Annotated in this window: 21 protein-coding genes; 10 read left to right on the top strand and 11 right to left on the bottom strand. The window is 68.1% G+C overall.

The genetic code is table 11. From position 1 onward, the window contains the following. Positions 1 to 51: 51 nt before the first annotated feature. Complete coding sequence (locus LTI14_RS03710) at positions 52 to 1350, bottom strand: DUF4192 family protein (RefSeq protein ID WP_241475853.1); 1299 nt, start codon at positions 1348 to 1350, stop codon at positions 52 to 54. A gap of 135 nt (positions 1351 to 1485) precedes the next feature. Beyond that, entirely contained in the window at positions 1486 to 2697 is a 1212-nt protein-coding gene (locus tag LTI14_RS03715; RefSeq protein ID WP_241464797.1) for a PAC2 family protein, read from the bottom strand. A gap of 199 nt (positions 2698 to 2896) precedes the next feature. Here LTI14_RS03715 and LTI14_RS03720 point away from each other — a divergent pair, with 199 nt between their 5' ends. The 3 genes from LTI14_RS03720 to sucB all read left to right on the top strand — a co-directional run bounded on the left by LTI14_RS03720 (position 2897) and on the right by sucB (position 8002). Then, on the top strand, positions 2897 to 4486 hold the full coding sequence (locus LTI14_RS03720) for a leucyl aminopeptidase (RefSeq protein ID WP_241464798.1): 1590 nt from the start codon (positions 2897 to 2899) through the stop codon (positions 4484 to 4486). Positions 4487 to 4629: 143 nt separating this feature from the next. Further along, complete coding sequence (lpdA, locus tag LTI14_RS03725; protein ID WP_255727545.1) at positions 4630 to 6009, top strand: dihydrolipoyl dehydrogenase; 1380 nt, start codon at positions 4630 to 4632, stop codon at positions 6007 to 6009. Positions 6010 to 6112: 103 nt separating this feature from the next. Beyond that, a complete protein-coding gene (gene sucB, locus LTI14_RS03730; RefSeq protein WP_241475854.1) occupies positions 6113 to 8002 on the top strand; it encodes a 2-oxoglutarate dehydrogenase, E2 component, dihydrolipoamide succinyltransferase in 1890 nt (629 codons plus the stop codon). A 161-nt stretch (positions 8003 to 8163) separates the two neighbouring features. Here sucB and LTI14_RS03735 read toward each other — a convergent pair whose 3' ends face one another. After that, positions 8164 to 9807, bottom strand: a complete 1644-nt coding sequence (locus LTI14_RS03735) for a protein kinase domain-containing protein (protein ID WP_241475855.1) — start codon at positions 9805 to 9807, stop codon at positions 8164 to 8166. 102 nt (positions 9808 to 9909) lie between these two features. Between LTI14_RS03735 and lipB the strand changes: the two genes are divergently transcribed. The 7 genes from lipB (at position 9910) to LTI14_RS03770 (ending at position 17669) form a co-directional block, all read left to right on the top strand. After that, on the top strand, positions 9910 to 10653 hold the full coding sequence (gene lipB, locus LTI14_RS03740; RefSeq protein ID WP_241475856.1) for a lipoyl(octanoyl) transferase LipB: 744 nt from the start codon (positions 9910 to 9912) through the stop codon (positions 10651 to 10653). Beyond that, positions 10650 to 11657 carry a lipoyl synthase gene (gene lipA / locus LTI14_RS03745; RefSeq protein ID WP_241475857.1) on the top strand — a complete coding sequence of 336 codons (1008 nt, stop codon included), beginning with the start codon at positions 10650 to 10652 and terminating at the stop codon, positions 11655 to 11657. Before lipB ends, lipA begins: the two co-directional genes overlap by 4 nt. A 23-nt stretch (positions 11658 to 11680) precedes the next feature. After that, the gene (locus LTI14_RS03750; protein WP_241464804.1) at positions 11681 to 12481 is read left to right on the top strand and encodes a DUF4191 domain-containing protein; all 801 of its coding nucleotides are present in this window, start codon (positions 11681 to 11683) and stop codon (positions 12479 to 12481) included. Positions 12482 to 12783: 302 nt separating this feature from the next. After that, the gene (gene rpsD, locus LTI14_RS03755) at positions 12784 to 13416 is read left to right on the top strand and encodes a 30S ribosomal protein S4 (protein ID WP_133726351.1); all 633 of its coding nucleotides are present in this window, start codon (positions 12784 to 12786) and stop codon (positions 13414 to 13416) included. A 185-nt stretch (positions 13417 to 13601) separates the two neighbouring features. Then, entirely contained in the window at positions 13602 to 16301 is a 2700-nt protein-coding gene (alaS, locus tag LTI14_RS03760; RefSeq protein WP_241475858.1) for an alanine--tRNA ligase, read from the top strand. After that, positions 16294 to 16821, top strand: coding sequence for a Holliday junction resolvase RuvX (gene ruvX / locus LTI14_RS03765; protein ID WP_241475859.1), 528 nt, complete (start codon positions 16294 to 16296; stop codon positions 16819 to 16821). The genes alaS and ruvX overlap by 8 nt, the downstream gene beginning before the upstream one ends. A 122-nt stretch (positions 16822 to 16943) precedes the next feature. Next, entirely contained in the window at positions 16944 to 17669 is a 726-nt protein-coding gene (locus LTI14_RS03770; protein ID WP_241471048.1) for a hypothetical protein, read from the top strand. Between the two features lie 33 nt (positions 17670 to 17702). Here LTI14_RS03770 and LTI14_RS03775 read toward each other — a convergent pair whose 3' ends face one another. The 8 genes from LTI14_RS03775 to LTI14_RS03810 form a co-directional block, all read right to left on the bottom strand. Beyond that, on the bottom strand, positions 17703 to 19994 hold the full coding sequence (locus LTI14_RS03775) for a RelA/SpoT family protein (protein ID WP_241471086.1): 2292 nt from the start codon (positions 19992 to 19994) through the stop codon (positions 17703 to 17705). A 158-nt stretch (positions 19995 to 20152) separates the two neighbouring features. Beyond that, positions 20153 to 21280 carry a protein translocase subunit SecF gene (gene secF / locus LTI14_RS03780; protein ID WP_241464825.1) on the bottom strand — a complete coding sequence of 376 codons (1128 nt, stop codon included), beginning with the start codon at positions 21278 to 21280 and terminating at the stop codon, positions 20153 to 20155. Beyond that, a complete protein-coding gene (gene secD / locus LTI14_RS03785) occupies positions 21280 to 23265 on the bottom strand; it encodes a protein translocase subunit SecD (protein WP_241475860.1) in 1986 nt (661 codons plus the stop codon). The genes secF and secD overlap by 1 nt, the downstream gene beginning before the upstream one ends. Before the next feature lie 10 nt (positions 23266 to 23275). After that, positions 23276 to 23617, bottom strand: a complete 342-nt coding sequence (gene yajC / locus LTI14_RS03790; protein WP_241464827.1) for a preprotein translocase subunit YajC — start codon at positions 23615 to 23617, stop codon at positions 23276 to 23278. 77 nt (positions 23618 to 23694) lie between these two features. Next, positions 23695 to 24687, bottom strand: a complete 993-nt coding sequence (ruvB, locus tag LTI14_RS03795; RefSeq protein ID WP_241471085.1) for a Holliday junction branch migration DNA helicase RuvB — start codon at positions 24685 to 24687, stop codon at positions 23695 to 23697. A 38-nt stretch (positions 24688 to 24725) separates the two neighbouring features. Beyond that, on the bottom strand, positions 24726 to 25334 hold the full coding sequence (gene ruvA, locus LTI14_RS03800; protein ID WP_241471045.1) for a Holliday junction branch migration protein RuvA: 609 nt from the start codon (positions 25332 to 25334) through the stop codon (positions 24726 to 24728). 81 nt (positions 25335 to 25415) lie between these two features. Next, the gene (gene ruvC / locus LTI14_RS03805; RefSeq protein ID WP_241471044.1) at positions 25416 to 26135 is read right to left on the bottom strand and encodes a crossover junction endodeoxyribonuclease RuvC; all 720 of its coding nucleotides are present in this window, start codon (positions 26133 to 26135) and stop codon (positions 25416 to 25418) included. 48 nt (positions 26136 to 26183) lie between these two features. Next, entirely contained in the window at positions 26184 to 26942 is a 759-nt protein-coding gene (locus LTI14_RS03810) for a YebC/PmpR family DNA-binding transcriptional regulator (protein WP_241464830.1), read from the bottom strand. Between the last annotated feature and the right edge of the window lie 45 nt (positions 26943 to 26987).

The raw sequence follows: 26987 nt of genomic DNA on the forward strand, positions 1-26987 counted from the left end.
CACAACATAGCTTGTTCCGCCCGCATTCCCAATCTGAGCGTCTTTTCCGGGTCAGTCGGCGCTCGGAACGGCGCTCCTTGCCCATGACCAGCTGTGCTGCTTGACGCGGGCCCATAGACACACGCCCTTGAGCTGCATCAGTCGCTCGATGAGCCGGCTGAACTCGTTCTCGGGGAATTCCTGCAGGCACCGATCGATGAAGGATCCGGCTGCGCTGCCTCGGCCTCTGGCCCATTCGATCCACGCCATGAGGCACAGCAGGTTCTCCCGCTCGGCGGCTCGGGCATAGGGCACCAGGTCGCCGAGGACTGCTTCGAGCGCGTCGACGCGTTCCCAGTCGGGGCGAGAATGGGTCTCACCGAGGAAGGACGCGGCATAGCGCCGCAGCATGTGTTGTTCCGCGCTGTCCATGGGAGCCTCTTCGACGCCCTGCCGATGGCGCAGCCCGATGATGGCGTGATCGAGTCCCAGCGTGGCCAGCGGAATGAGCAGGTCCCGGTCGAACCCGGTGTGCAGCTGCCCGAGGAGCTCTCTGAGGCGCGCAGCGTCCGCTCTGAGCTCTTGGGGCGTGCGTGCCCGAGTGCCCTCCCGCGGCGCGGGGGCAGTGCGGGACGCGTGCTCACCTGCGTCCAGCTGCTGACACAGCGCGAGGTCCCAGGCTTCCAGCCGACGACGCAGCCTCCCTTCGTGACTCTGCGGATCGTGCTGCCGCCGGGCTTCTCCGAGGAGGACTTCCAGCGCCGGGTCAGCGGCCGGCGCGCGCTCGAGAAACGAGACGGCCGCCTGGTCCAGGGGCGGGGACTCCCGGCGGGAGGTGTGGCCGGGGAGACCTCCCAGCGTGGGAATCCGGAGATCCTCGATGCGGCGGCCCGGAAGGGCGTCGCCGCGTGGGTCTGCACCGAGCGGGTCGCGGACGTGGCCCGCGCAGACGAACCAGGCCTGGACGATCCGGACGCAGTACTCGGAGTCGAGCATGATCCGCAGCGCTTTCAGGCAGGAGCGCCACGCCTCGTCCTGGGTCGCAGAAGCAGGGCCGTCGCCGATCAGCACGACCAGGGCCGCCTCGGGTGCCGGAGAGGATCCTTCCCCCGCCAGACAGTCGGCGATGAGCCGGGCGGAGCTGAAGGGTTCGCGCAGGGCCGGCGTCAGATCGATCCGCATGTGGCCACCGGTGTAGCCGTTGAGCAGCCCGATGACGACGAGGGACTCACGCGGCAGCCTTCCGAAGGTGTGCCGCACCAGGGCCAGGCAGTCCCCCGGCTTCTGGATGTCGAGCGGACCCTGAGGAGGCGCTGGCCTGCCCTGAATCGAGCCGTCGAGCGGATGCTGTGCGTGGGTGTGTGCGTCCATGAAGCCAGCGTGATCGCATCACCCGGCAACCGAGCCGTGCAGCGGCTGGCTGTGGACGTCACCGCTGTCGGGGTCCAGCTGGCCGTCACTGGGGAAAACCCGGCACCCCGCCGGAGCCTCCGTCGGGCGCAGCCGCTATTCGCGGCGGTCGTGATCTTCCGGCTCGGTCTCGGGGCTCTCCGGGTGGTCCTCCGGGTGGTCCTCCGGGGCAGAGTCGACCGGATCGGAGTCCTGGGCGGCAGCCGGATCAGACTCCCCTGCGGGCTCAGACTCCCCTGCCGGACCCGTCGGGGACTCCCCGAGCAGACCCTCGATCGAGCCGGCGCGAGCGGCTTCGGCGTCGGCAGCTGGATCGTGATGGCGCAGATACGCCTCCACGGCGGCACCGAGCTCCTCAGCGTCGGGCACCGCGTCGTCGTCCTTGACCAGCAGCGACCGCTGCTGCGGGGTGGCGTACTCGTCGAAGTTGCGCTCGAGCCGGTCCACCATGCCTTGGATCTCAGAGTTCTGCTCCACCTGCCGGGAGATGTCCTGCTCCACCATCCGCGAGGACTCGCGCAGCTCGTCGGTGGGCAGCATCAGTTCCAGCGCCGCACCTGCGTATTCCAGAGCGGCCACCGCAGCATGCGGGAACCGTCCTCCGGCGAGGTAGTGCGGGACGTGCAGCGTATAGCCCACCACGTCGCGATCCGCCTCGGCGACGCGCAGCTCCAGGAACTGGCTCAGTCCAGCCTCGATCTGCGCACTGGGACCCCAGGTGGAGATGCCCTCGATGAGGTCCGTTCGGTTGCCATGGGCCGTCACTCCGATCGGACGGGTGTGCGGGGTCGGCAGCCCGAGCGCGTCCACCAGCACCACGAGCTTCACATCGAGGCGGTCCACGAGCTGCAGCACCGCAGAGGACACCCGTTCCCACTGGTAGTCGGGCTCGTCACCGGTCAGGAAGAGGAACGGTCGGCCCAGGGCGTCGCGCACCTCGTAGAGCTCCAACGAGGGCGCCTCGAAATTGCTGAACCGGTTGTCCGTGAAGGTGATCTGCGGGCGCCGGGACCGGTAGTCGAAGAGCTCATCGACGTCGAAGCTGGCAAGCCGCCGATGCGGCAGCGTGCCAAGCAGGGATTCGGAGACCTGCTCGCTGAGGCTGCCCGCATCGGTGTGGCCGGACCAGGACACCAGCAGGCTCAGCCGCTCTGCGGGCGGCTGGTCCGTGCGGAGCACCAGAGCGCCGCCTTCGGCGCTCACGCTGGACTCATGCCCGTCCTGGGCGCCGAGGTTGATGGAGGAGTTCGACTCATCATCTCCATCGGCTGCGGGATGGACATGCAGCAGATCCAGGGGGTCCTTCACCTGAGGGGTCCTCTTTCCGATATGGGGTCCGAGCCTCGTCGGTCACGCTGGTCGCAGCCGGGTCAGCTCAGTGAGTCGTATGTACAACAGGATGCCACCTGCGGGCATTCCCGCATGGAAGTTGGTTAGGATCGATGATCAAGAAGAACCAAGACGACCTATCCCGATTCCACCATCCCAGGAATCAGACAGGACCACTGTGATCCACGATTTCCAGCCCAGCCTCTCCGCCGTCTCCACCTCCGTCGAGAAGACCGACACCGACGCCCTCGTGCTCGGCGTCGCCAAGGGACCCCAGGGGCCGATCCTGCTCCCAAATCCGCTCGCCGACGATGCCGCCAAGGGCGTGGCGGACTCGCTCAAGGCGCTGGGCGCCACGGGAGCGGCGGATCAGCTGCTGCGCCTGCCGGGCATGGACGGCTTCGCGTCGGAGACGCTGGTGCTCATCGGGGTGGGGCCGCTGACCGGTGAGTCCACCGGCGGAATCACCCTTGAGGCGCTTCGCCGCGCCGCCGGCTCCGCAGTCCGCCAGCTCGGCAGCATCGGTTCCGTCGCCCTGGCGCTGCCCGCGGCCTCGGTGGAGCAGGTCGGAGCCATCGCCGAAGGTGCCGCGATAGGCGCGTACTCCTTCAACCACTTCCGCACCTCCGAGGAGTCCCGCTCGGCCACCCCGGTCAGCGACATCCAGGTGCTGACCGAGCTCAAGGACAAGCAGACCCGGCCCGCCATCGACCGGGCCGTCGTCGTCGGCTCCGCGGTGCGTGCTGCCCGCGACCTGGTCAACACTCCCCCGAGCCACCTCTACCCGGAGAGCTTCGCCGACGTCGTCTCCGAGCTCGGTGACCGGACCAAGGCCCCGGCTCAGCAGGGCGGCACCGCACGGGCCGCGAAGCTCAAGATCAAGGTCTGGGGTGAGAAGGAGCTCGCCCGCGACGGTTTCGGCGGCATCCTCGGCGTCGGCGCCGGGTCCTCCCGCAAGCCCCGCCTGGTCCGCATGGAACACTCCCCCGCCAAGCCGGTGGCGCACATCGCGCTGGTCGGCAAGGGCATCACCTTCGACTCGGGCGGGCTCTCGCTGAAGCCTGCCGCCGCGATGACCACGATGAAGCTGGACATGGGTGGTGCGGCCACGGTGGCCGCCGTCGTCCGGGCGGCCGCTGACCTCAACCTGCCGGTCAAGGTCACCGGCTGGCTGTGCCTGGCCGAGAACATGCCCTCTTCCACCGCCCAGCGCCCCGAGGACGTCATCACCATCCATGGCGGCAAGACCGTGGAGGTGCTCAACACCGACGCCGAGGGTCGCCTGGTCCTGGCCGATGGTCTCGTCGCGGCCTCCGCGGAGCAGCCCGACGCGATCATCGACGTGGCCACGCTCACCGGAGCGCAGATGATCGCCCTGGGCGTGCGCACCACCGGCGTGATGGGCAACGAGGAGCTCCGTGAAGCCCTTCTGATGGCCTCGAAGCAGGCCGGCGAGAGCCTCTGGCCGATGCCGATCCCCGAGGAGGCGCGCTCCGGATTCGACTCCGAGGTGGCCGATCTCACCAACCTCGGCGACCGCTTCGGCGGCATGATGAATGCGGCCGCCTTCCTGCGCGAGTTCGTCGGTGACCGCGCCGGCGCCGCCACCGACCCGCTGGACCCCGAGACCACGCGCATCCCGTGGGCCCACCTGGACATCGCAGGTCCGGCGTTCAATGAGAAGGGCGCCTACGGGTACACCCCGAAATCGGGCACCGGCGTGATGGTCCGCACACTGATCAGCTACCTCGAAGGCCTGAGCCGCTGATCCAGTGGCTGATGCCTGCGCACAAGCGATAGGCTGAACGCAGTGAACACCTGGGAGAGGCTCCTGGGCGGGCCTGATCGCCCGCCGAGGGCCTCTCTCAGACCGAACAATGATCTTCACGTCTCACTCAATGCAAGGGAGCAATGACCGTGGCCGACCAGCCTCAGGAATTCGACGTACTCGTCCTCGGAGGGGGCAGCGCAGGCTATGCCGCTGCGCTTCGCTCAGTCCAGCACGGACTCACCGTGGGCCTCATCGAGAAGGACAAGCTCGGCGGCACCTGCCTGCACTGGGGCTGCATCCCGACCAAGGCGTACCTGCACTCCGCCGAGCTCGCCGATGAGGCGCGGACCTCGGAGAAGTACGGCGTGAAGATGAACTTCGAAGGCGTGGACATGGCCAAGGTCCGCGAGTACAAGGACGGCATCGTCGCCGGCAAGTACAAGGGTCTGACCGGACTGCTGAAGATGCGCAAGGTCACCGTCATCTCCGGTGAGGGCAAGCTGGTCTCGGAGAACGAGATCGAGGTCGACGGCACCCGCTACACCGGCAAGAACATCGTGCTGGCCACCGGCTCGACCTCGAAGACCTTCGGTCTGCCGCTGAGCAAGAAGATCATCACCTCCACCGAGGCCCTCGAGCTGGACTACACCCCGAAGTCGGCGATCGTGCTCGGCGGCGGCGTGATCGGCTGCGAGTTCGCCTCCGCCTGGACCTCCTTCGGCACCGAGGTCACCATCATCGAGGGTCTGCCCTCGCTGGTGCCCAATGAGGACCCGGCGATCGTCAAGCAGCTCGAGCGGACCTTCAAGAAGCGCGGCATCACGTTCAACACCGGCACCTTCTTCAACGAGGTCAAAGAGACCGACGACGGCGTCAAGGTCACCCTGGAAGGCGGCAAGACCTTCGAGGCCGAGATCTGCCTGGTCGCCGTGGGTCGCGGACCCGTCACCGAGGGCTTCGGCTTCGAGGACGCCGGCATCACCCTGGACCGCGGCTTCGTCATCACCGACGAGCGGCTGCACACCGGAGTCGGCAACATCTACGCGATCGGCGACATCGTCCCGGGTCTTCAGCTGGCGCACCGCGGCTACCAGCAGGGCATCTTCGTCGCCGAGGAGATCGCCGGCAACAACCCCGTGATCGTCGAGGACATCAACATCCCCAAGGTGACCTACTGCGAGCCGGAGATCATGTCCGTGGGCTACACCCAGCCCGCCGCCGAGGAGAAGTACGGCAAGGACCAGATCGAGATCACCGAGTACAACCTCGCGGGCAACGGCAAGTCCTCCATCCTGGGCACCGGCGGCCTGATCAAGATGGTCGGCGTCAAGGGCGGCCCGATCGTCGGAGTCCACGGCATCGGCACCCGGATCGGCGAGCAGGTGGGCGAGGCCCAGCTGATCGTGAACTGGGAGGCCTACCCGGAGGACGTCGCTACCCTGCTCCACGCACACCCCACGCAGAACGAAGCCATGGGCGAGGCTGCGATGGCGCTGTTCGGCCACCCGCTGCACGGCTGACCCGCGTCTCCCGGACGCCCGGGAGCCCTTCCAGAACTGCCCGTAGAGATAAATGTTCCAGCCGTGAGGCTGTGTCGAATTTTGAGAGTAGGAGTCGGACACCATGTCTGAAACCGTTAACCTTCCAGCCCTGGGTGAGTCAGTCACCGAGGGCACCGTGACCCGCTGGCTCGTCGAGGTCGGTGACACCGTCGAGGTCGACCAGCCGCTGCTGGAGGTCTCCACCGACAAGGTCGACACCGAGGTCCCCTCCCCGGCCGCCGGCACCATCGAGGAGCTCCTCGTCGCCGAGGACGAGACCATCGAAGTGGGTGCCCCGCTGGTCAGGATCGGTGACGGGTCCGGCTCCGGCGACTCCGGCTCCTCGGACGACTCCGCCGAGGAGTCCGCCGAGCCTGAGCAGTCCGAGCCTGAGCCCTCGGGCGACGGAGGGTCCGGGTCCGAGGCCGAAGAGGCAGAGGATGCCGCGACAGAGGCCGCGCAGCCCGAGGCCACCGAGCAGGCCGCGCAGGAGAACACCTCCGAGGAGAGCTCTTCGGACTCCTCTTCAGAGTCCTCCGACGGCGGCGAGACCCAGGAGATCACTCTTCCGGCTCTCGGCGAGTCCGTCACCGAGGGCACCGTGACCCGCTGGCTCGTCGAGGTCGGCGACACCGTGGAGGTCGATCAGCCGCTGCTGGAGGTCTCCACCGACAAGGTCGACACCGAGGTCCCCTCCCCCGTGGCAGGCACCATCCAGGAGATCAAGGTCTCCGAGGACGAGACCATCGAGGTCGGCGCCGTGCTCGCCCTCATCGGCTCAGGCTCAGGCTCAGGCTCAGGCGGATCATCCGCCGACGCCGAGCAGGAGCAGGACGCTGAGGCGGAGGAGAAGGCAGCCGAGCCGGCCACCGAGGAATCGACGCCGAAGCAGGCTGAACCCGAGCAGTCCGAGCCGGAGCAGGAGCCCGCTCCCGAGGAGCGCACCGCGAAGGACGCGCCGGCTGAGAGCGAGCCGAAGACCGAGCCGAAGACCGAGTCGAAGTCTGAGCCGAAGGCAGAGTCCTCGGACTCCTCCGCCGAGGGTTACGTGACCCCGCTGGTGCGCCGCCTGGCCAAGAACGAGGGCGTGGACCTGGCCGATGTCAAGGGCTCCGGGGTCGGTGGGCGCATCCGCAAGCAGGACGTGGTCGACGCCGCCGAGGCGAGCAAGTCCCAGGCTCAGTCTGAAGCCCCTGCCGAGGCTCCCGCGACCGCGAAGTCTGCACCCAAGGTCGAGGTGGACACAAGCAAGCGCGGCTCCTCCGAGAAGGCACCGCGGATCCGCCAGGTGATCGCCCAGCGGATGAACGAGTCGCTGGACATCTCCGCGCAGCTGACCCAGGTCCACGAGGTCGACATGACCCGCATCGTGAACCTGCGCGCCAAGGCGAAGGCCTCCTTCAAGGCGCAGAACGGTGTGAACCTCACCTACCTGCCCTTCATCGGCACCGCAGTCACCGAGGCGCTCAAGCAGCACCCGAAGCTCAACGCCGAATACGACGAGGCCAACCAGCAGATCACCTACCACGACAGCGAGCACCTGGCCCTGGCGGTCGACACCGATAAGGGCCTGCTGGTGCCGGTGATCAACGACGCCGGAGATCTCAGCATCGCCGGACTGTCCAAGAAGATCGCCGATGTGGCCGAGCGGACCCGTCAGTCCAAGATCGGCCCGGGTGAACTCTCCGGAGGCACCTTCACGATCACGAACTTCGGTTCCGTCGGGGCCCTGTTCGACACGCCGATCATCAACCAGCCGCAGGTCGCCATCCTGGGCACCGGAACGATCGTGAAGCGCCCGATGGTCGTCACCGACGCCGACGGCAACGAGTCCATCGGCATCCGGCACATGATGTACCTCTCGCTGACCTACGATCACCGCCTGGTCGACGGAGCAGACGCCGGTCGCTTCATGCAGACGCTGAAGGCTCGCCTGGAAGAAGGCAACTTCGAAGCTCAGCTGGGACTCTAGAGACCGGCAGACGCTCAGGCGAGGACTCTCAGGAGCCTGAGCCGGGCGGCTCGGCCGCCTCGAACCTCGCTACGCAGAACAGGGTTCGTCCATTCGGACGGGCCCTGTTCTGCGTCTGGCCCGGTTCCGCCACCGATGCCACATCGTCCTCGGTGGCAGCGTCATCCTCCGGCGGAGCTGAGCTCACGAACGGCGTGCAGCAGCCACTTCCCGTCCTGCCGGTGCAGCACCAGCACCACCTCCTGGGATTCCGGAGCGCCGGTCTCCAGCCCTGTGGCCGTCACCGAGGCGCGCAGCTCGGCGACCCGCTGTGTCTGCCGGTCGAGGCCCTGGACCTGCCGATCGGATCCGCTTGGGTCCCGCTCCTCGCTGACGCTGATCTCCAGCGGCGCGCCCTGGTAGGTCAGCCCGCGCTCGGTGAAACCCTCGATGAGTGCCAGCTCAGCCGTTCGGGCCGGGCTCTCTGCTGCGGTGTAGCGCTGCACCTGCTCCCGCGAGACCTCGCGCAGCGCCTGGGTCCGCAGGGCCGCGAGGCCCTCCGCAGCCTGCACCGGGTCCCGGTGGTGCAGCAGCTGCCAGGGGCGCGGGTCCTCCGGAAGGGAGTCCTCGGACCCGCTCTCGTCGCTGTGCTCCTGAGCGGGCTGCGCGGTCAGCGAGGCCGGGGCGGGCGTCGTCGTCGGGGTGGGGGTCAAGATGCCCGCCGAGAGCCAGAGCCCGGCGAACACCAGGGCCGCCAGAGCGACCGCTCCGAACCTGGGCGCCCAGCGCCGGCGGCCGGTGTCGGAGCCGTGCAGGGTGGGCAGCTCGGGCACCACCTCTTCGTGCACATGCGGTGACAGGTCCAGGGCGGCAGGTGCTGCGCAGCGAAAGAGCTCGACCGCGAAGTCCTCCGCACTCGGGCGCAGCCGCGGATCGCCGTGGAGTGCCGACTCCAGCAGCAGCGTGATGGACTCAGGCAGCTCCGGGCGCAGACTCCGCAGCGGTGCCCGCCGACGGCCCCGAGCGGGCACCGACCCGGTCAGCGCGAACCATGCGACGGCAGCAAGGGAATACACGTCGGCCTCCGGGGCCAGCCCAGCGCGGGCTTCTCGCCGCGTAGCCGAATCCGCGCCCTGAGGCAGTCGACCCTCCAACTCTCGTTCTGGGGCGGCGAACCCCGGAGTCCCGGTGTCGGAGCGCGGCGTCCCGAGGATCACGGCGTCTGCGAGATCACCCAGCGCAGGCTTGCCGTCGGCGGCCAGCAGAATGTTCCCCGGTGAGACGTCCCCATGGGCGACTCCGCCCTGATGCAGCGCCCCCAGGGCGGTCGCGATGGGAGTCAGCACGGTGACGACCTCTCCGAGGCTGACACTGCCGACGCTGCCCAGCAGCCCGGCGAGTGATCCGGCGCTGTAGGGCTCGAGCATCAGCCCGAGCCCCTGGGAGGTCTCCAGGGCTCCATAGGCGCGGACCAGATGACCATGACGCAGCATGTCCAGCGCCTGAAGCTCGGCCGCGACAGTGTGCAGGGGCGGACGCCCGGCTGCATGCGCGCGGGGGACCTTCAGGGCGAAGGCCGCCGGCGGGAAGCCGTCGACGAGCTGCCAGTCGGGTTCCGCGGGAGAATCCCACCACACCAGCCAGACCAGGGCGCTGCTGCCCACCCCGAGCAGCCGTTCCACCCTGATGCCTCGGGCCGCCGGAGGGTCCCAGCCTCCGGTCCCCGAAGCGTCGAAGCCGCGCGCGAACCGCTCCAGCGGCTCGGCCCGATCAGGGGCGGGCCCCGTGATGCCCCGGGTGGTGCCCCGGGTGATGTCACCGTCCATGACACCCATTCTGACCGCCCGCAGACCCCGCCCATGGGTTATCCACAGGTCATCTGCGGCCGCAGTTCCCGCAGCGCGGCCCGATCGGTTTAGGCTGGTGTCATGGAGCTCTCATTCACGAAGCTGGGGTTCGACCCGCAGCTCCTCGACTACTCCGAGACGCTCAGTCTCCAGCGGCGGCTGCACACCGCGGTGCAGCAGGGCTCGGCGCCCTCCACCGTGTTGCTGCTCGAGCACGCCGACGTCTACACGGCCGGCCGTCGCACCGAACCTGCGGACCTCCCTGAAGACGGCACCCCGGTGGTGGATGTGGATCGCGGCGGCAAGATCACCTGGCACGGCCGCGGCCAGCTCGTCGGCTACCCGATCCTGCACCTGCGCGATCGATCCCTGGTCAAGGACTATGTCTGCGTGCTGGAGAAGACGCTAATCAGGATCCTCGCAACGGACTTCGGCATCACCGGCACCCAGGTGCCCGGACGCTCCGGGGTCTGGATCACCTCAGACGGCCCCGACCGGAAGATCGCCGCCATCGGTCTGCGCGTGCACCGCTCGGTGACCATGCACGGGTTCGCCCTGAACTGCTCAAACGACCTCGCGCCCTTCGAGAACATCATCGCCTGCGGGATCACCGACGCGAAGACCACCAGCATCAGCGCCGAGCTGGGCTACGAGGTCACCCCCGAACAGGTGGCCGACCGGGTCACCGAGGAGCTGCGCCGCGCGCTGCCTCCGCTGCTGCACCGCCACGACGACGACGCGCCCGCCCTTGCCGGAACCACCGGCCACGGCGCAGACCAGGGCACCTGTGAGATGTCCCGAACTACAGAAGGAGCACCACAGTGACTGTGGCACCTGAAGGCCGACGCATGCTGCGCGTCGAAGCACGCAACGCCTCGATCCCCGTGGAGCGCAAGCCCGAGTGGATGCGCACCAAGGTCAAGATCGGCACCGAGTTCACCGAGATGAAGAAGCGGGTCGGAGAGAAGGGCCTGAACACCGTCTGCGAGGAAGCAGGGTGTCCCAACATCTTCGAATGCTGGGAGGACCGCGAGGCCACCTTCCTCATCGGCGGCTCCGCCTGCACCCGACGCTGCGACTTCTGCGAGATCGACACCGGCCGCCCCGGCGCCGTGGACGAGTCCGAGCCGTTGCAGGTGGCCCAGTCGGTGAATGAGATGCAGCTGCGCTACGCGACCGTCACCGGCGTCGCCCGCGATGACCTCCCCGATGAGGGCGTGTGGCTCTACGCCGAGACCATCCGGAAGATCCACGAGCTCAACCCCGGCACCGGAGTGGAGATCCTGATTCCCGACTTCTCCGGACGCGAGGAGAACATCGCCGGAATCTGCGAGGCCGCCCCGGAGGTGTTCGCGCACAACGTCGAGACGGTTCCGCGGATCTTCCGCCGGATCCGCCCGGCGTTCCGCTACGAACGTTCCCTGGACGTGCTCACCCAGGGACGCGGCCACGGCATGATCACCAAGTCCAACCTGATCCTGGGCATGGGCGAGACCCGTGAGGAGGTCTCCGAAGCTCTGCGCGACCTCCACGACGCCGGCTGTGACCTGCTCACCATCACCCAGTACCTGCGGCCCACCCCTCGGCACCTCCCGGTGGATCGCTGGGTCAAGCCCCAGGAGTTCCTGGACATCTCCCAGGAGGCCGAAGAGATCGGATTCCTGGGTGTGATGTCGGGGCCGCTGGTGCGCTCCTCCTACCGCGCCGGGTCCCTCTGGGCCAAGGCGATGCAGAAGAAGGGCTTGGAGATTCCCGCCGCCCTGGCACACATCGAACCTTCCGGGGCGACCAAGCAGGAGGCCGCCACGCTGGTCGCCGCAGGCTACTGAGCCTGCGGTAGACTGAGATCACTATGGCACCAGCAGACTCCACACCTCCCAAGGCTTCCTCCAAGGCAGAGGCAAAGGCCGCGCTCAAGAACCTCAAGGCCGAGCAGAAGGCTGAACAGCGGGACCGCAAGGCCCGCAAGAAGGCCAATAAGCAGGAAGGCTTCTTCGCGCGGATCAAGCAGGTCTTCACCATGACCCGCTCCTATGACCCGAACATCGGGTGGTGGATGGCATTGGCCTTCTTCGCCACCCTCGGCGTGTTCTTCCTCCTCTTCACCCTGCTGATGAACTGGGTCACCGGTCTGCTGATCGGTCTGCCCTTCGGCCTGCTGGCCGCGATGATCGTGATGAACCGACGAGCCGAGAAGGCAGCCTTCTCCCGCATCGAGGGCCGTCCGGGTGCCGCCGCCGCCGCGCTGAGCACGCTCAAGCGCGGCTGGATCGTCACCGAGGAGCCGGTCGCGATGGACCCGAAGACGCAGGACGCGATCTTCCGGGTGCTCGGCAAGCCAGGCCTGGTGCTCGTCACCGAGGGACCCGCCGGCCGGGTGAACAAGCTGGTCGAGAAGACCCGCAAGCGGTTCAGCCCGATCCTTCGGGACACCGGCGTGCCGATCCACATCATCCAGTCCGGACGCGGGGACCAGCAGGTCCCGCTGCAGAAGCTGGCCAAGACGATCAAGAAGCTCGACAAGAAGCTCACCAAGCACGAGGTCAACGCGGTGGACCGCCGGCTCACCGCACTGCCGATCTCCCGGCCGCCGATCCCCAAGGGCGTCGACCCCTACCGCACCCGCCCCGACCGCAAGGCGCTGCGCGGCTAGCTCCTGCGAAGGCTGATACACCCTCCCAGAACCCCGATCATCCCCGTGATGATTGGGGTTCTGTCATCCCCGGTGCTAGGCTGTTGTGCTGTCTGGCAGGCTTCGCACCTCTGAAGAAGATCCCTGCACACAGGCTCCCCGCAGAACTCTGATGGGGTCCGCGTGTGCCGGTGCGATGTCGCAGTGCAGTGAGCCTTCGGCGGCTCACACTCTCCGAACCACGGATCGCGGAGGCCAGGTACCTGATCGTTTGTCGCGGTCAGGAATAAACATCATTCGCCGACAAGACAGGAAGGCAGTCAATGCCCACATCACCATTGCGCAGTCGTCGTACTGTGAAAGCATCGCGTGCCCTTGGCATCGCGCTGACCCCCAAGGCCCAGAAGTACCTGGATCGCCGCCCCTACGGCCCCGGCCAGCACGGCCGGACCCGGCGTCGCACCGATTCCGACTACGCGGTGCGTCTGAAGGAGAAGCAGCGTCTCCGCGCCCAGTACGGCATCCGCGAAGCTCAGATGCTGCGCTACTACGAAGAGGCCAAGCGCATGCACGAGGGCCTGACCGGTGAGAACCTGGTCGAGCTGCTCGAGTCCCGGCTTGACGCCCTGGTTCTGCGTTCGGGCTTCGCCCGCACCATCGCCCAGGCTCGCCAGTTCGTGGTGCACCGCCACATCATGGTCAACGGCAAGCGCGTGGACCGCCCGTCCTTCCGCGTGAAGCCCGGCCAGATGATCCACGTGCACGAGCGCTCCGAGGTCTTCGAGCCCTTCCAGGTGGCCGCCGCAGGCACCCACCAGGATGCGCTGCCCACAGTTCCCGGCTACCTCACCGTCGAGATCGAGAAGCTTCAGGCGACTCTGTCCCGCAAGCCCAAGCGCGAAGAGGTTCCGGTCACCTGCGAAGAGCAGCTCGTGGTCGAGTTCTACGCACGCTGATCTGAAGACGATCACTCAGAACACCGTTCTGAAACCCACAGAGCCCGTTGCCCTCCCCCACCGGAGGCCGCAGCGGGCTCTGTGTTTCCACTAAGCTGGTCCCGGCGCAGATCCGGCGAAGTCACAGACATGAGACTTCGACGGCCGACTCGCAGCGACCATCAGCAGGAGGACCCGAGAAACTCATGAAGACCGAGGACATCGCCCGGACGTGGTACGACTACTTCGCCGCCAAGGGGCATGAGCGCGTCCCATCAGCATCACTGATCTCCCCGGATCCCTCGGTGCTGTTCACCATCGCCGGGATGGTGCCTTTCATCCCGTACTTCATGGGCACCGAGAAGCCCCCTTACGCACGTGCCGTCTCCGTGCAGAAGTGCATCCGCACCGCCGACATCGAAGAGGTCGGCAAGACCGCCCGCCATGGCACCTTCTTCCAGATGTGCGGCAACTTCTCCTTCGGCGACTACTTCAAAGAGACCGCCATCCCGATGGCCTGGGAGCTGCTGACCCACCCCCGGGAGGCCGACCCGGTGACGGGCGTGCGCGGCTACGGGCTCGATCCCGAGCGGCTCTGGGTCACCGTCTACCAGGACGACGACGAGGCCTACGCCATCTGGCGCGACCAGGTCGGAGTCCCCGAGGCCCGGATCCAGCGCTTCGGCCCCGAGGACAACTACTGGAACACCGGCCAGCCCGGCCCCGGCGGCCCCTGTTCTGAGATCTACTACGACCGCGGCCCCGCCTACGGCGTCGAGGGCGGCCCAGCGGCCGATGAGACCCGTTACGTGGAGATCTGGAACCTGGTCTTCATGCAGTACCGGCTCTCCGCCGTGCACTCGAAGACCGAGTTCGAGGTGGCCGGCCCGCTGCAGAACAAGAGCATCGATACCGGCCTGGGCCTCGAGCGCCTCGCGATGGTGCTCCAGGGCGTGGAGAACATGTACGAGACCGACCAGGTCCGCCCGGTGCTCGACCGCGCCGCGGAGCTCGCCGACATCGAGTACACCTCCACCGAGGATCCCGCCGACCCGCACCACGCCAACGATGTGCGGCTGCGAATGATCGCCGACCATGTGCGCAGCTCGCTGATGCTCATCTCCGACGGGGTCCGCCCCTCCAATGAAGGCGGCGGCTTCGTGCTGCGCCGCCTGATCCGCCGGGTGATCCTCGCGATGCGGCTCATGGGAGTGGAGCAGCCGGTCTTCGGTGAACTGGTCGGCGTCTCCAAGGACGCGATGAAGGGCGTCTACCCCGAGGTCGAGACCGGCTTCGAGAAGATCCACCAGACCGCGGTCAAGGAGGAGCAGGCCTTCCTGCGCACCATCTCCGCCGGCACCGCCAAGCTGCACTCCGCCGTGAGCACCGCGCAGACCGCCGGCGCAGCCGTCACCGGCGCCGACGCCTTCGCGCTGCACGACACCTACGGCTTCCCCATCGACCTGACCCTGGAGATGGCCGCCGAGGCCGGGGTCGGGGTCGACGAGACCCGCTTCCGCGAACTCATGACCGAGCAGCGCGAGCGCGCCCGGGCCGACGCCAAGGGCAAGAAGTCCGGGCACGCCGACACCCAGGTCTACCAGGAGCTGTGCGCCGACTCCCCCACCCACTTCACCGGATACACAGAACACACCACGGAGTCCCGGATCCGCGGACTGCTGGTGGGCGGTGAGGCGCGGAAGAGCGCCTCCGCGGGAGAGGACATCGAGCTGGTCCTCGACGCCACCCCCTTCTACGCCGAGGCCGGCGGTCAGGCCCCCGACACGGGGCGGATCACCGGTGACGGCTTCGAGCTCGAGGTCATCGACGTGCAGTCCCCGATCAGAGGCCTCTCGGTGCACCGCGCCAGGGTCCTCTCCGGGGAGGTGCCCGCCGGCGCCGAGGCGCTGGGCGCCATCGATGTGCGCCGCCGGCTGGACGCGGAGAAGGCACACACCGGCACCCACCTGATCCACGCCGCGCTGCACGACGTGCTGGGGCCCGAGGCAGTGCAGGCCGGCTCCTTCAACAAGGAAGGCTACCTGCGCTTCGACTTCACCTCCGAGGCCGCGATGAGCGGCGCCGCCCGACAGGAGCTCGAGGCCGCCGCCAACCTCGCCATCCGCGACAACTACGAGGTCCTGACCCGCGTGACCTCGCTGGAGGAGGCGCAGGCCCTGGGCGCGATGATGCTCTTCGGCGAGAAGTACGGCAATGAGGTCCGCATGGTCGAGATCAATGGGGCGTGGTCCCGTGAGCTCTGCGGCGGCACCCACGTCGACGCCACCGCCGAGATCGGCACCCTCGCATTGATGTCCGAGGCCTCCGTGGGCGCGGGCAACCGACGCGTCGAGGCGCTGGTCGGGCTCGACGCGTTCCACCACTTCGCCGCCGAGCGGACCCTGGTCAACCAGCTCACCGAGATGCTCAAGGTCCCGGCGGACCAGGTTCCCGACCGCATCGCCGCGACCCTGGCCAAGCTCAAGGACGTGGAGCGCGAGCTGGAGAAGCTGCGCAGCGCGCAGCTGCGGGCCAAGGCCGGCGAGCTGCTGTCCCAGGCCGTGGACGCCGGTGGTGTCGATGTGCTCGCGCACAACGCCGGCGCCGTGGCCGGCGCCGATGATCTGCGTGCCCTCGCGCTGGACCTGCGCGGACGCTTCGGCTCCCGCGCGGCCGCCGTTGCGGTGGCCGGTGAGGCCAAGGGCCGACCGGTGATCGTGGTGGCGACCACCGAGGCCGCCCGCGAACAGGGAGTCTCTGCCGGTGACCTGGTCAAGCGCGCCTGCGCGGTGCTCGGCGGCGGAGGCGGCGGCAAGGCCGACCTCGCCCAGGGCGGCGGCCAGGATGCCTCCAAGATCCCCACAGCCCTGCAGGAAGTCACCTCGGCGGTGGGCCAGCGTGACTGAGCAGCCCGAACGAGATTCTGCGGCCAGCGCCCCCCGCCCGACAGCAAGGGCCGGGGTGCGGCTGGGCATCGACGTCGGCGACGCCCGCGTCGGGCTGGCCTCCTCAGATCCCGACGCGCTGATCGCCACCCCGGTGATGACGCTGCGCCGTGACCCCAACCGGGCCTCGGATCTGACCATGCTGATCACCATCATCAAGGACCGACAGGCCCGTGCCGTCTACGTCGGGCTGCCGCTCTCGCTCTCCGGCGGCGAGACCCTCTCCACGCAGAAGGCCCGCGACTACGCCGGTCAGCTCGCTGGGATGATCCAGGCCGCCGAGCTGCCGACCGAGGTCTATCTCATCGATGAGCGGCTCTCCACGGTCTCCGCCGCGACCAAGATGCGCGCCTCCGGTGTGGCCTCGAAGGATCAGCGGACTCGTATCGACCAGGCCGCGGCCGTGGAGATCCTCACCCACGCCCTGGACCTGCGTCAGTCCTGGGGACGGGAACCCGGAACACCGGTCTCCGCACCCTGACAGCGCCCTGCCAGCCGGCGGCGCTCTCCACAGCCTGTGCCACCCCGGACCGAATCGCGGGGCTCCTCCACAACTGGGTATAGACCGGTGCGCCCGGCCGTGCCTTCGGGGAGGCTGTGAGCATGCGCACCGACACAGTCCAGAGTCTTCCCCAGGGCCTCTACCGCCCCGGATCAGGGTTCTCCGCCGCCGAACTCCACGCCATGGTCCTTGAAGGCGCCGTGCGTCCGCTGCTGGGCGACCTCTACGCCTGCACCGCACTGCCGGACGCTCCGAGGCTGAGAGCCCTGGCCTGCCGGGCGCTGCTCAGCGGTTCACTGCGCGCCCACGCGGTGCTCTGCGGGGAATCCGCCGCATGGGTGCATCTGGGCGCCGGGACGGCACCCTCACGGATCACCGTGATCACCGCCGGGGTGTATCGGCGCCGCACGGCTGGTCCGATCCCCTGGCAGGTCCACCAGGTGCCGCTCTCGCCCGATGACCAGCTCGAGCTGCAGGGGGTGCCGGTCACCACGCCGCTGCGCACCGCCGCCGACATCTTTCTGGGCGTCGGCACCGTGCAGAGCCGCCGAGCCCTGGATGCGCCGCGCGCAGCGTCCAGACCTGCCGCGGCTTCCAACCCAGGCCCAGCTCCCACCACCGGCGCAGGCAGCAATGACGGGTGCGCGCAGCGGTGGGCGGCGATCCGGCGGCTCTGCGTTGCGAACCCGAAGCAGATTCAGCCGGCCGCTCTTCTCCAGCAGATCCAGGCTCAGCTCGGTGGGCACCACGACGGAAGAGATGATGGCTCACGCAGACGCCGGGACCGGATCGAAGGGCTGCTCGCCGCCCGGGTGTTCAGCGGGTGAACGACTCTCGACGAATGCCCGCCAGCCCCAGGGTCAGTGTTCCCGGCGCTTGCCCACGGTGCGGTAGACGTCATAGACGCCGTCGATGCGGCGAACGGAGTTCAACACGTGGTTCAGGTAGCGGGGGTCCCCCATCTCGAAGGAGAAACGGGAGATCGCCACCCTGTCCCGCGAGGTCTGCACGCTGGCGGAGAGGATGTTGACCTGGGACTCGGCCAGGATCCGGGTCACGTCCGAGAGCAGCGACTTGCGGTCCAGCGCCTCGACCTGGATCTCGACGAGGAACACCGAGGACTTCGTCGGCGCCCACTCGACCTCCACCAGACGTCCGGGCTGCTCGCGCAGCTGCTGGACGTTGCGGCAGTCTCCGCGGTGCACCGAGACCCCCTGGCCCCGAGTGACGAATCCTTCGATCTCATCCGGCGGCACCGGGGTGCAGCAGCGGGCCAGCTTGACCAGCACGTTCCCGGCGCCCTTGACGATGACTCCCGCGTCGGAGTACTGGTTGGTCGGAGTGCCGGGGGAGGTGATCGGGGTGGTGTCGTGCTCCTCGGACTCCTCCTCCTCGGGTTCGAAGAGCGCCGTGAGGTGTTCGATGACGTTCTGGGTGGAGACGTGCTCCTCCCCCACCCCGGCGTAGAGCCCGGCGACCTCGGTGTAGTGCAGCTGCCTGGCGACGGTGTCGAGGACCTCGGGGTTCATCACCTTCTGCAGCGGCAGCTGGGACTTCCGGATGGCCTTGGTCAGGCTCTCCTTGCCCCGCTCGATCGACTCCTCGCGGCGCTCCTTGGAGAACCAGTGTCGGATCTTGTTCCGCGCCCGTGGGCTCTTGACGAACATCAGCCAGTCATTGCTGGGACCCGCAGTCTCGGACTTGGAGGTGAAGATCTCCACCCAGTCTCCGTGCTGCAGCTCGGAGTTCAGCGGCACCAGCTTGCCGTTGACCCTTGCCCCGATGGTCTTGTGTCCGACGTCGGTATGGATCGCGTAGGCGAAGTCCACCGGGGTGGAGCCCGCCGGCAGGGCCATGACTTCACCCTTGGGGGTGTAGACGAAGACTTCCTTGGCGTTGATCTCGAAGCGCAGCGAATCGAGGAACTCGTCGGGATCCTTCGTCTCGGACTGCCAGTCCACCAGCGATCTCAGCCAGCCGATGTCCTCGGTGGCTTGGGACTGCTGGGTCGCGGTCCCGGCGAGGGATCCACCAGCGGGCTGGTTGACCGCCGAATGCGGCGCCGTGGCGGAGAAGTCCTGCTTGTACTTCCAGTGTGCGGCCACGCCGTACTCGGCGCGGCGATGCATCTCGTGGGTGCGGATCTGGATCTCCACCGGCTTGCCCGACGGGCCGAGCACAGTGGTATGCAGCGACTGGTACATGTTGTACTTCGGCATCGCGATGTAGTCCTTGAACCGCCCCGGAAGCGGGTTCCAGCGGGCGTGCAGCGCGCCGAGGACCGCGTAGCAGTCCCGGATGGTGTCCACGAGCACCCGCACACCCATCAGGTCATGGATGTCGTCGAACTCTTTGCCGCGCACGATCATCTTCTGATAGATCGAGTAGTAGTGCTTGGGACGGCCCGTGATGGTCGCGGAGATGGACGCCTCGTTGAGGTCGTCGGCGATCGTCTCGCGGACCTCGGAGAGGAACTTCTCACGCTGCGGGGTGCGATCCCCGACCAGCCGGACGATCTCCTCATAGACCTTGGGGTACAGGGCGGCGAAGGAGAGGTCTTCGAGCTCCCATTTGATGGTGTTCATCCCGAGCCGGTGGGCCAGCGGGGAGAAGATCTCCAGGGTCTCCTTCGCCTTGCGGGCGCTGGACTCCGCGGCCACGTAGCGCCAGGTCCGCGCGTTGTGCAGCCGGTCGGCGAGCTTGATCATCAGCACCCGGATGTCCTTGGCCATGGCCAGGACCATCTTGCGCACCGTCTCGGCCTGCGCGGCGTCGCCGAACTTGAGCTTGTCCAGCTTGGTGACGCCGTCGACGAGCAGCGCGATCTCTTCGCCGAACTCCTTGGTCAGCTGATCCAGCGAGTACTCGGTGTCTTCGACCGTGTCATGCAGCAGCGCCGCGGCCAGGGTGGAGCCGGTGAGGCCGAGCTCGGCGAGGATGGTGGCCACGGCCACCGGGTGGGTGATGTAGGGGTCACCGCTCTTGCGCTTCTGATCCCGGTGGTGGTGATTGGCCACCTCGAAGGCGCGCTGCACCAGCGGGAAGTCCTGCTGCGAATCGTTGGCCCGCATGGCGCGCAGGAGCGGCTCGAGCAGCGGCGAGGAAGAGGCCTCATCACTGACCACTCCGACGGCGCGCGCTCGTCGGACCACGGGCGGTGAGGCCGCGCTCGCTGCGGCGAGCCGCGTGGTGCCCTCTGCTGCCGGGCGTTCCTCGTTCACCAGTGCGGACCTGCTTTCCCTAGGGCTGAGCCGGGATGCTGAAGACGGCGTGTCGGCAATTGTAGCCCCATTCTGGGCACTGTTGAGACTCAGTGCTCGTGCGGGGCCTGAATGAGGACCTGGTAGCCGTCTTCCTCCTCAGGCTCATCCTCCGGCTCGGGCTCTGGGAGAGGCGGGAACTTCACCGGACGGCCGTCCTCGTCCAGCGCGGTGCCGGAGTAGGTGACCGCGTGCACGCCGCGGAGCGCGCGGAGCCTCAGCACCTCTTCGGTGTGGGCCTTGATGTCGCCGTCGTTGCGGCGCATCCGGGCGTAGAGCGGGGCCTGGATGAAGATCGTGGCCAGGGTGCCCACGATGATGCCGACGAAGAGCGAAAGCGAGATGTCGCGCAGCGTGCCGGCCCCGAGCAGCATCGAGCCGATGAACAGGATCGAGCCGACCGGCAGGATGCCCACCACGGAGGTGTTCAGCGAACGGACCAGGGTCTGGTTCACCGCCAGGTTGACCCGTTCGGTGAACGTCTGGTCCTTCTGGTCCTTCAGCGGCTCCAGGTTCTCGCGGATCTTGTCGAAGACCACCATGGTGTCGTAGAGCGCATAGGAGAGGATCGTGAGGAACCCGATGATCGCACTGGGCGTCACCTCGAATCCGGTGAGCGAGTAGATGCCCACCGTGGTGATCACCACGAAGCCCAGCCCGAGCATCGCGGCCAGGGACATGGTCCAGGTGCGGAAGTAGAACGCCATGTAGAGCGCGACGAGCACCACGAAGATCACCAGGCCCAGCAGCATCTGTTGGGAGATCTGCTCGCCCCAGACCGGGCCGATGAAGGTGGAGCTGACCTGTTCGGCGGAGACGCCGTAGCCCTGCTGGAGCGCCTCGGCGACCTCCAGGGTCTCGGTGTCGCTGAGCTCGGCGGTCTGCACCCGCACGGTGTTCGGCGCGACGTTGGTGACCACGGCCTCCTGGCCGGAGATGTCTGCCACCGCGTCCTCACCGACGGCGATCTCGGTGTTGTCGGTCTGCGAGACCGTGAACTCCGAACCGCCGGTGAACTCGATCCCGAGGTTGAACCCGCCGCGGAAGAACGGCACGGCGATCGAGGCGAGCACCAGGATCCCGGCGAGCAGGAACCAGAGGTTTGATCGCTGGATGAACGGGTAGGACCGTTCACCGGTGTAGAGCTGGTTGCCGGTCTTGGCGAATCCTGCAGCCATCAGCGGTCCTCCTCGGTCTCACTAGATGTCACAGTCTCACGCGGGGTCAGGCGCTCATCCGGCGTGTCTGAGTCGTTCGGTGTCGTCTCGGAGCTGCGCTGTCGGGCTGCGGCGGCGCGTGCTCGGCGCCGCTCGGCGATGGTCATCTGGCCCCATTCGTGATCTGAGATCTCTGGCAGCTCCCGGATCCGGGCCTCCCGCACGTCGTCGGGGCTCTCTGCCGATCTGGGCAGCGGACTGCTCCGGAGCCCTCCACCGCCGGGGTCTACGGTGGAGTCGCGCGGGGTCATCGGTCCCGCCGGTCCTGCCGATACCACGCTGCTGCGGGCGAAGCGGCCACGGCCGCGGTAGAGCACGTCCACCCCGAGCTCCTTCTCCGAGAGCCCGGAGAACCGCTTGCCCGCGGCGAAGAACTTCCGTCGGGCGAGCAGCTGCATCAGCGGGTGGGTGAAGAGGAACACCAGGATGATGTCGATGATCGCGGTCAGACCGAGGGTGAAGGCGAAACCGCGCACGTTGCCCACGGCCACCAGGTAGAGCACCACGGAGGCGATGATGTTCACGGCCTTGGACGCGAGGATGGTGCGTCGGGCGCGGGCCCAGCCGGCCTCCACGGCGCCGGGCAGAGATCTCCCCTCGCGCAGCTCGTCCTTGACGCGTTCGAAGTACACGATGAAGGAGTCCGCGGTCAGACCGATCGAGACGATCAGGCCTGCGATGCCGGCAAGGGAGAGACGGTATCCGTCGGTCCAGCCCAGCAGGGCGATGGCCCACCAGGTCATCACGCCGGCGACCACCAGCGAGGCGATCGTGACCAGGCCCAGTGCACGGTACTGGAACAACGCGTAGCCGGCGACCAGGACCAGGCCGATGATGCCGGCCATCAGGCCGAGCCGCAGCTGCTCCTCGCCGAGCGTGGCGGAGATCTGCTGTTCAGACTCGATCTCGAAGCTGATCGGCAGCGAGCCGTAGCGCAGCTGTTCGGAGAGCCCGCGCGCCTCTTCCTCGGTGAAGTCACCGGTGATCTGCGGGCGGCCGTCGACGATCGCTGCCTGCGTGGTGGGGGCAGAGATGACCTGCCCGTCGAGCATGATGGCGAACTGGTTGCGCGGAGCCTCGAGGTTGACCAGGCGGGTGGTGGTGTCGCGGAAGGACTCCGTGCCCTCGGAGTCGAAGTTGATGGTCACGGCCCAGCGCCCGGTGGACCCGCCACCGGGTGACTGCTCCATCCCGAAGCTGGAGTCGGCGATGTTGGTCCCGGGGACCTCCACCGGCCCCAGCAGGTATTTCACGCCAGAATTGGGATCGCAGGCGCTGAGCGGCTCGTCGTCGGCTGCGGCGGCGCGCTCTTCGAGGCTGATCTCGGTGCTGCAGGTGAAGTTCGCGAAATCGGCCGCGACCTCGGGGGTGATCCAGTTCGGGTCCGAGCCGTTCTCCGGCTCCGCCGTGGGCTCCTCGAAGTCCTCGGGCTGAGCGGCCGGTGCGTCGTCGCCCTCTTCCTCGGTGGCCGCGAGCTCCTCCTCGAGCGCCTCGGCCTCCTCCTCGGTGAGGTCCTCGTCGTCGAGCAGCGTCTGCTGCAGGAAGTCGAGATCCTGCTCCACCTGGATCACGGGACGGAACTCCATGTTCGCCGAGGCCTGGATCAGTTCTCGGGTCTCCTCGTCGGGCACGCCGGGCATGCCCACGACGACGTTCTCCGCGCCCTGCGTGGCGATCTCGGATTCGGTGACGCCGGAGCCGTCGACACGCTGACGGATGATCTCCACCGCTTGGTCCAGCTGCTCGCCGTCGATCTGCGCATCCCCCTCGACCTGTGGTGAGAGGACCATCTGGGTGCCGCCTTCGAGGTCCAGGGCGAGCAGCGGCGCCCACTGGGCGCGGTCGTCCTGTACGGCGAAGGCGAGAAGCCCGCCCATGCCGAGCAGGAGCACGAGCAGAGCGATCAGGGCGCCGCGAGCTTTCGCGACGGGGGTGCGTGGAGCCATAGGAGGAGGATCAGTCCTCTGTGGTGGCGGCGGGTTCAACCACCTGCTGGATGGCGCCGATCAGGAAGTCCACGCGGTCACCGGAGCTGAACTCCAGGGTGAGTCGCTGGGCCTCCTCATCGCGGGACACCACGGTGCCGACCATTCCGCCGGCGGTGACCACCTGGGCACCGACCACGGCGCCGCCGCGGGCCTTGGTCTGCTCGTCGCGCATCTTCTTCCCACGACGGAAGGTGAGGAACATGAAGATCGCCAGGATGGCGATCATGATCAGCAGGAACGGGTCCAGCGCGGGACCGCCGCCGCCGCCTTCAGCGGCTGACAGCTGGGCGTAGTAGAGCGAAGCATTCACGGATCGGGCCAATCTCTCGTCGCGGGATGTTCTCGGCCAGCTGGCGGATCTTCAACCCGTGGGAGCTGGCCGGGCATTCAACCCGACAGACTATCAGGGTGACGCTCCGGCGGAGTCAGTCCCAGATGCCGCCAGGCCTGGTCAGTGGCGACGCGCCCGCGCGGCGTGCGGGCGAGCAGGCCCTCGCGCACCAGGTATGGCTCTGCCACCGTCTCCACGGTCTCGGTCTCCTCCCCCACGAGGACAGCGAGCGTGGAGAGTCCCACCGGCCCGCCGTTGAACTTCAGGCACAGCGCCTCGAGCACCGACCGGTCCAGCCGGTCCAGGCCGCGCTCGTCGACCTCGTACATCTCCAGCGCCTCGGCGGCGGTCGCCCGATCCACCTGGGGCACGCGGTGGACCAGCGCCCAGTCCCGCACCCGGCGGAGCAGCCGGTTGGCGATGCGCGGGGTCCCGCGGGAGCGCGCGGCGATCTCGGCGAATCCCTGACCGGCGACGTTCATGTCCAGCATCGCGGAGGAGCGGCGCAGCACCAGTTCGAGCTCGTCGGTGCTGTAGAACTCGAGCTGCCCGGTGAAGCCGAACCGGTCGCGCAGCGGCCCGGGAAGCAGGCCCGCGCGGGTGGTGGCCCCCACCAGGGTGAAGGGCGGCAGCTCCAGCGGGATCGACGTCGCGCCGGCGCCCTTGCCGACGATCACATCGACCCGGAAGTCTTCCATGGCCATGTAGAGCAGCTCCTCTGCCGGCCGGGACATGCGGTGGATCTCGTCGAGGAAGAGCACCTCACCCTCGGTCAGCGAGGACAGGATCGCGGCGAGGTCCCCGGCGTGCTGGATGGCCGGTCCGGAGCTGATCCGCAGCGGGGCGTTCATCTCCGCGGCGATGATCATCGCCAGGGTGGTCTTGCCCAGACCGGGAGGCCCGGAGAGCAGCACATGGTCTGAGGCGGTGCCGCGGATCCGGGAGGACTCCAGCACCAGGGAGAGCTGACGGCGCACCGTCTGCTGCCCGACGAAGTCGCTCAGCGCCTTCGGGCGCAGCGCCGCCTCCATGGCGCGCTCCTCGGTCATCGAGTTGCCGCCCACCAGTTCGCGGGGAGCCTCTGCGCTCACCGGGCACCTCCGAGGCTGCGCAGCGCCTGCCGCAGCACGGTGGAGACATCGGCCTCGACGAGCTCCGGCTGAGCGGCCAGCAGCTTCTCCACGCCGGTGCGGGCGTCCTTCTCGGTCCAGCCCAGCGAGACCAGCGCCTCGCGGACCTGTACGGCCACCTCAGGCTCAGCGGGTGCGGCGGCCGCCGGTGAGGCGGGCTCGTCGATCACCAGCTTGCCGGCGAGCTCGAGCAGGATCCGCTGCGCGGTCTTCTTCCCGATGCCGGGGACCCTGGTGAATGCGGCGGTGTCGGACTCGGCGATCGCCTGGTGGACCTCGTGCGGAGTGTGCACGGCCAGCACTGCAAGCGCCATCCTGGGTCCGATCCCGGAGATCGAGACCAGAGTGGTGAAGATGATCCGCTCGGAGAGCTCGGAGAAGCCGAAGAGCAGCGGCGCATCGTCCTGACGCGGCACGAAGCTGGTGTGCAGACGGGCCTCGGTTCCGCGGTGCAGCTCTCCCAGGGTCCTTGGGGTGGCCGAGACGTGCAGGCCGAAGCCGGAGACCTCGACCACTGCGTGGTCGGTGCCGACGTGGAGCACGTCGCCACGGATGGAAGAGATCATTTCTCACCTCACCGTCGCCGCTGGCGACTGGTCACGGACCAGGGGTGCCCCCGGCGCCATTAGAACATGTATTCGAACACTCTAGCGCGCCCGCTTGGCGGCTTCCATCCAGGCGCGCTGGGCGGGAGTCAGCGCGGCGCCGGACCTGGCTCCGCTCTTTGGCCCAGGAGACTTCGAACCGGCAGGCTTCGAACTTGCTGCCTGCTGGGCACGCTGCAGCGCGGTGGTGGCGCCCTGGTGGGTCTGCGTGGAGCCCGACATGTTGAACCGCGCGCCGATCCCGGAGCGCCAGCCGTGGCAGATGGCCACCGCGTAGGCGTCGGTGGCGTCCACCGGGGTGGGCAGGCCGGGGAGCTTCAGGATCCGCTGCACCATCCGGGCCACTGCCTGCTTGTCGGCGTTGCCGTCGTCGGTGACGGCGGCCTTGACCTCCGAGGGGGTGTGCCAGGCCACGGGTATCCCCCGCGCGGCGGCGGCGGCGATGATCACGCCGGAGGCCTGGGCGGTGGCCACCACGGTGGGCGCATTGTTCTGCGCGAAGACCCGCTCGATGGCCAGGACGTCCGGGGCGTACCGGTCCAGCAGCGCCTCTGCGGAGCGCTGGATCGCCAGGATCCGCTCGGCGAGGTCCTGCGCGGCCTTGGTGCCGGTGACCTCCACGTGGAGGGACTCGCCGGTGCGGTTGAGGTTCATCTCCACCACGGCGAAGCCGCAGCGGGTCAGTCCAGGGTCCACCCCGAGGATCCGCTGCGCGGTCCGTGAGGTTCCGGCGGTGCCCGAGACGACGCCCGCCGGGCTCATCGCGGCCCCCGCATCATCGTCTGTTCAGGCATGGGGACTGCGCCTGCCTCAGTCCTCGGCCTCGAGGGCGGCCAGCGTCTCGGCGCTGAGGTCTGCGTTGGTGTGCACGTTCTGCACGTCGTCGAGGTCCTCCAGCGCGTCGTGGAGCTTGAAGAACTTCTTGGCGGCGTCGACGTCGAGGTCCACGGTGACATCGGAGACGAACTCGACCTCGTCGTTGTCCCAGCTCATACCGGCCTCCTCGAGGCCCTTGAGCACCGCGTGCAGGTCCTGCGGCTCAGCCCGGATCTCGAAGCTGGCGTCGTGTTCGATGAGGTCCTCGACGCCGGCCTCGAGCACGGCGGCCAGGACATCGTCCTCGCTCAGCTCGGCCTTGGGCAGCTGCACCACGGCCTTGCGCTGGAACATGTAGGCCACGGAGCCGGGGTCCGCGACGGTGCCCCCGGAGCGGGTCACCGCGATGCGCACCTCCGAAGCCGCGCGGTTGCGGTTGTCGGTGAGGCACTCCACGAGCAGGGCGGAGCCCTGCGGGCCGCGCACCTCGTAGGTGATCTCCTCGTACTCCACACTGTCCCCGGAGAGTCCCGCGCCACGCTTGATGGCCCGGTCGATGTTGTCGTTGGGCACGGAGTTCTTCTTCGCCTTGGAGACGGCGAGCTCAAGCCCGGGGTTGCCGGCGAGGTCGGGGCCGCCGTTGCGCGCCGCCACCTCGATCTGCTTGATATAGCGCCCGTTGAGCTTGGCGCGCTTGGCATCCACAGCAGCCTTGCGGTGCTTGGTGTTGGCCCATTTGGAATGGCCGGCCATGGTTCTCCTCGTGAATGACGTCCGAATGATCAGAGTTAACAGTTG

Source organism: Nesterenkonia sp. YGD6, from assembly GCF_022565895.1.
Classification (GTDB): domain Bacteria; phylum Actinomycetota; class Actinomycetes; order Actinomycetales; family Micrococcaceae; genus Nesterenkonia.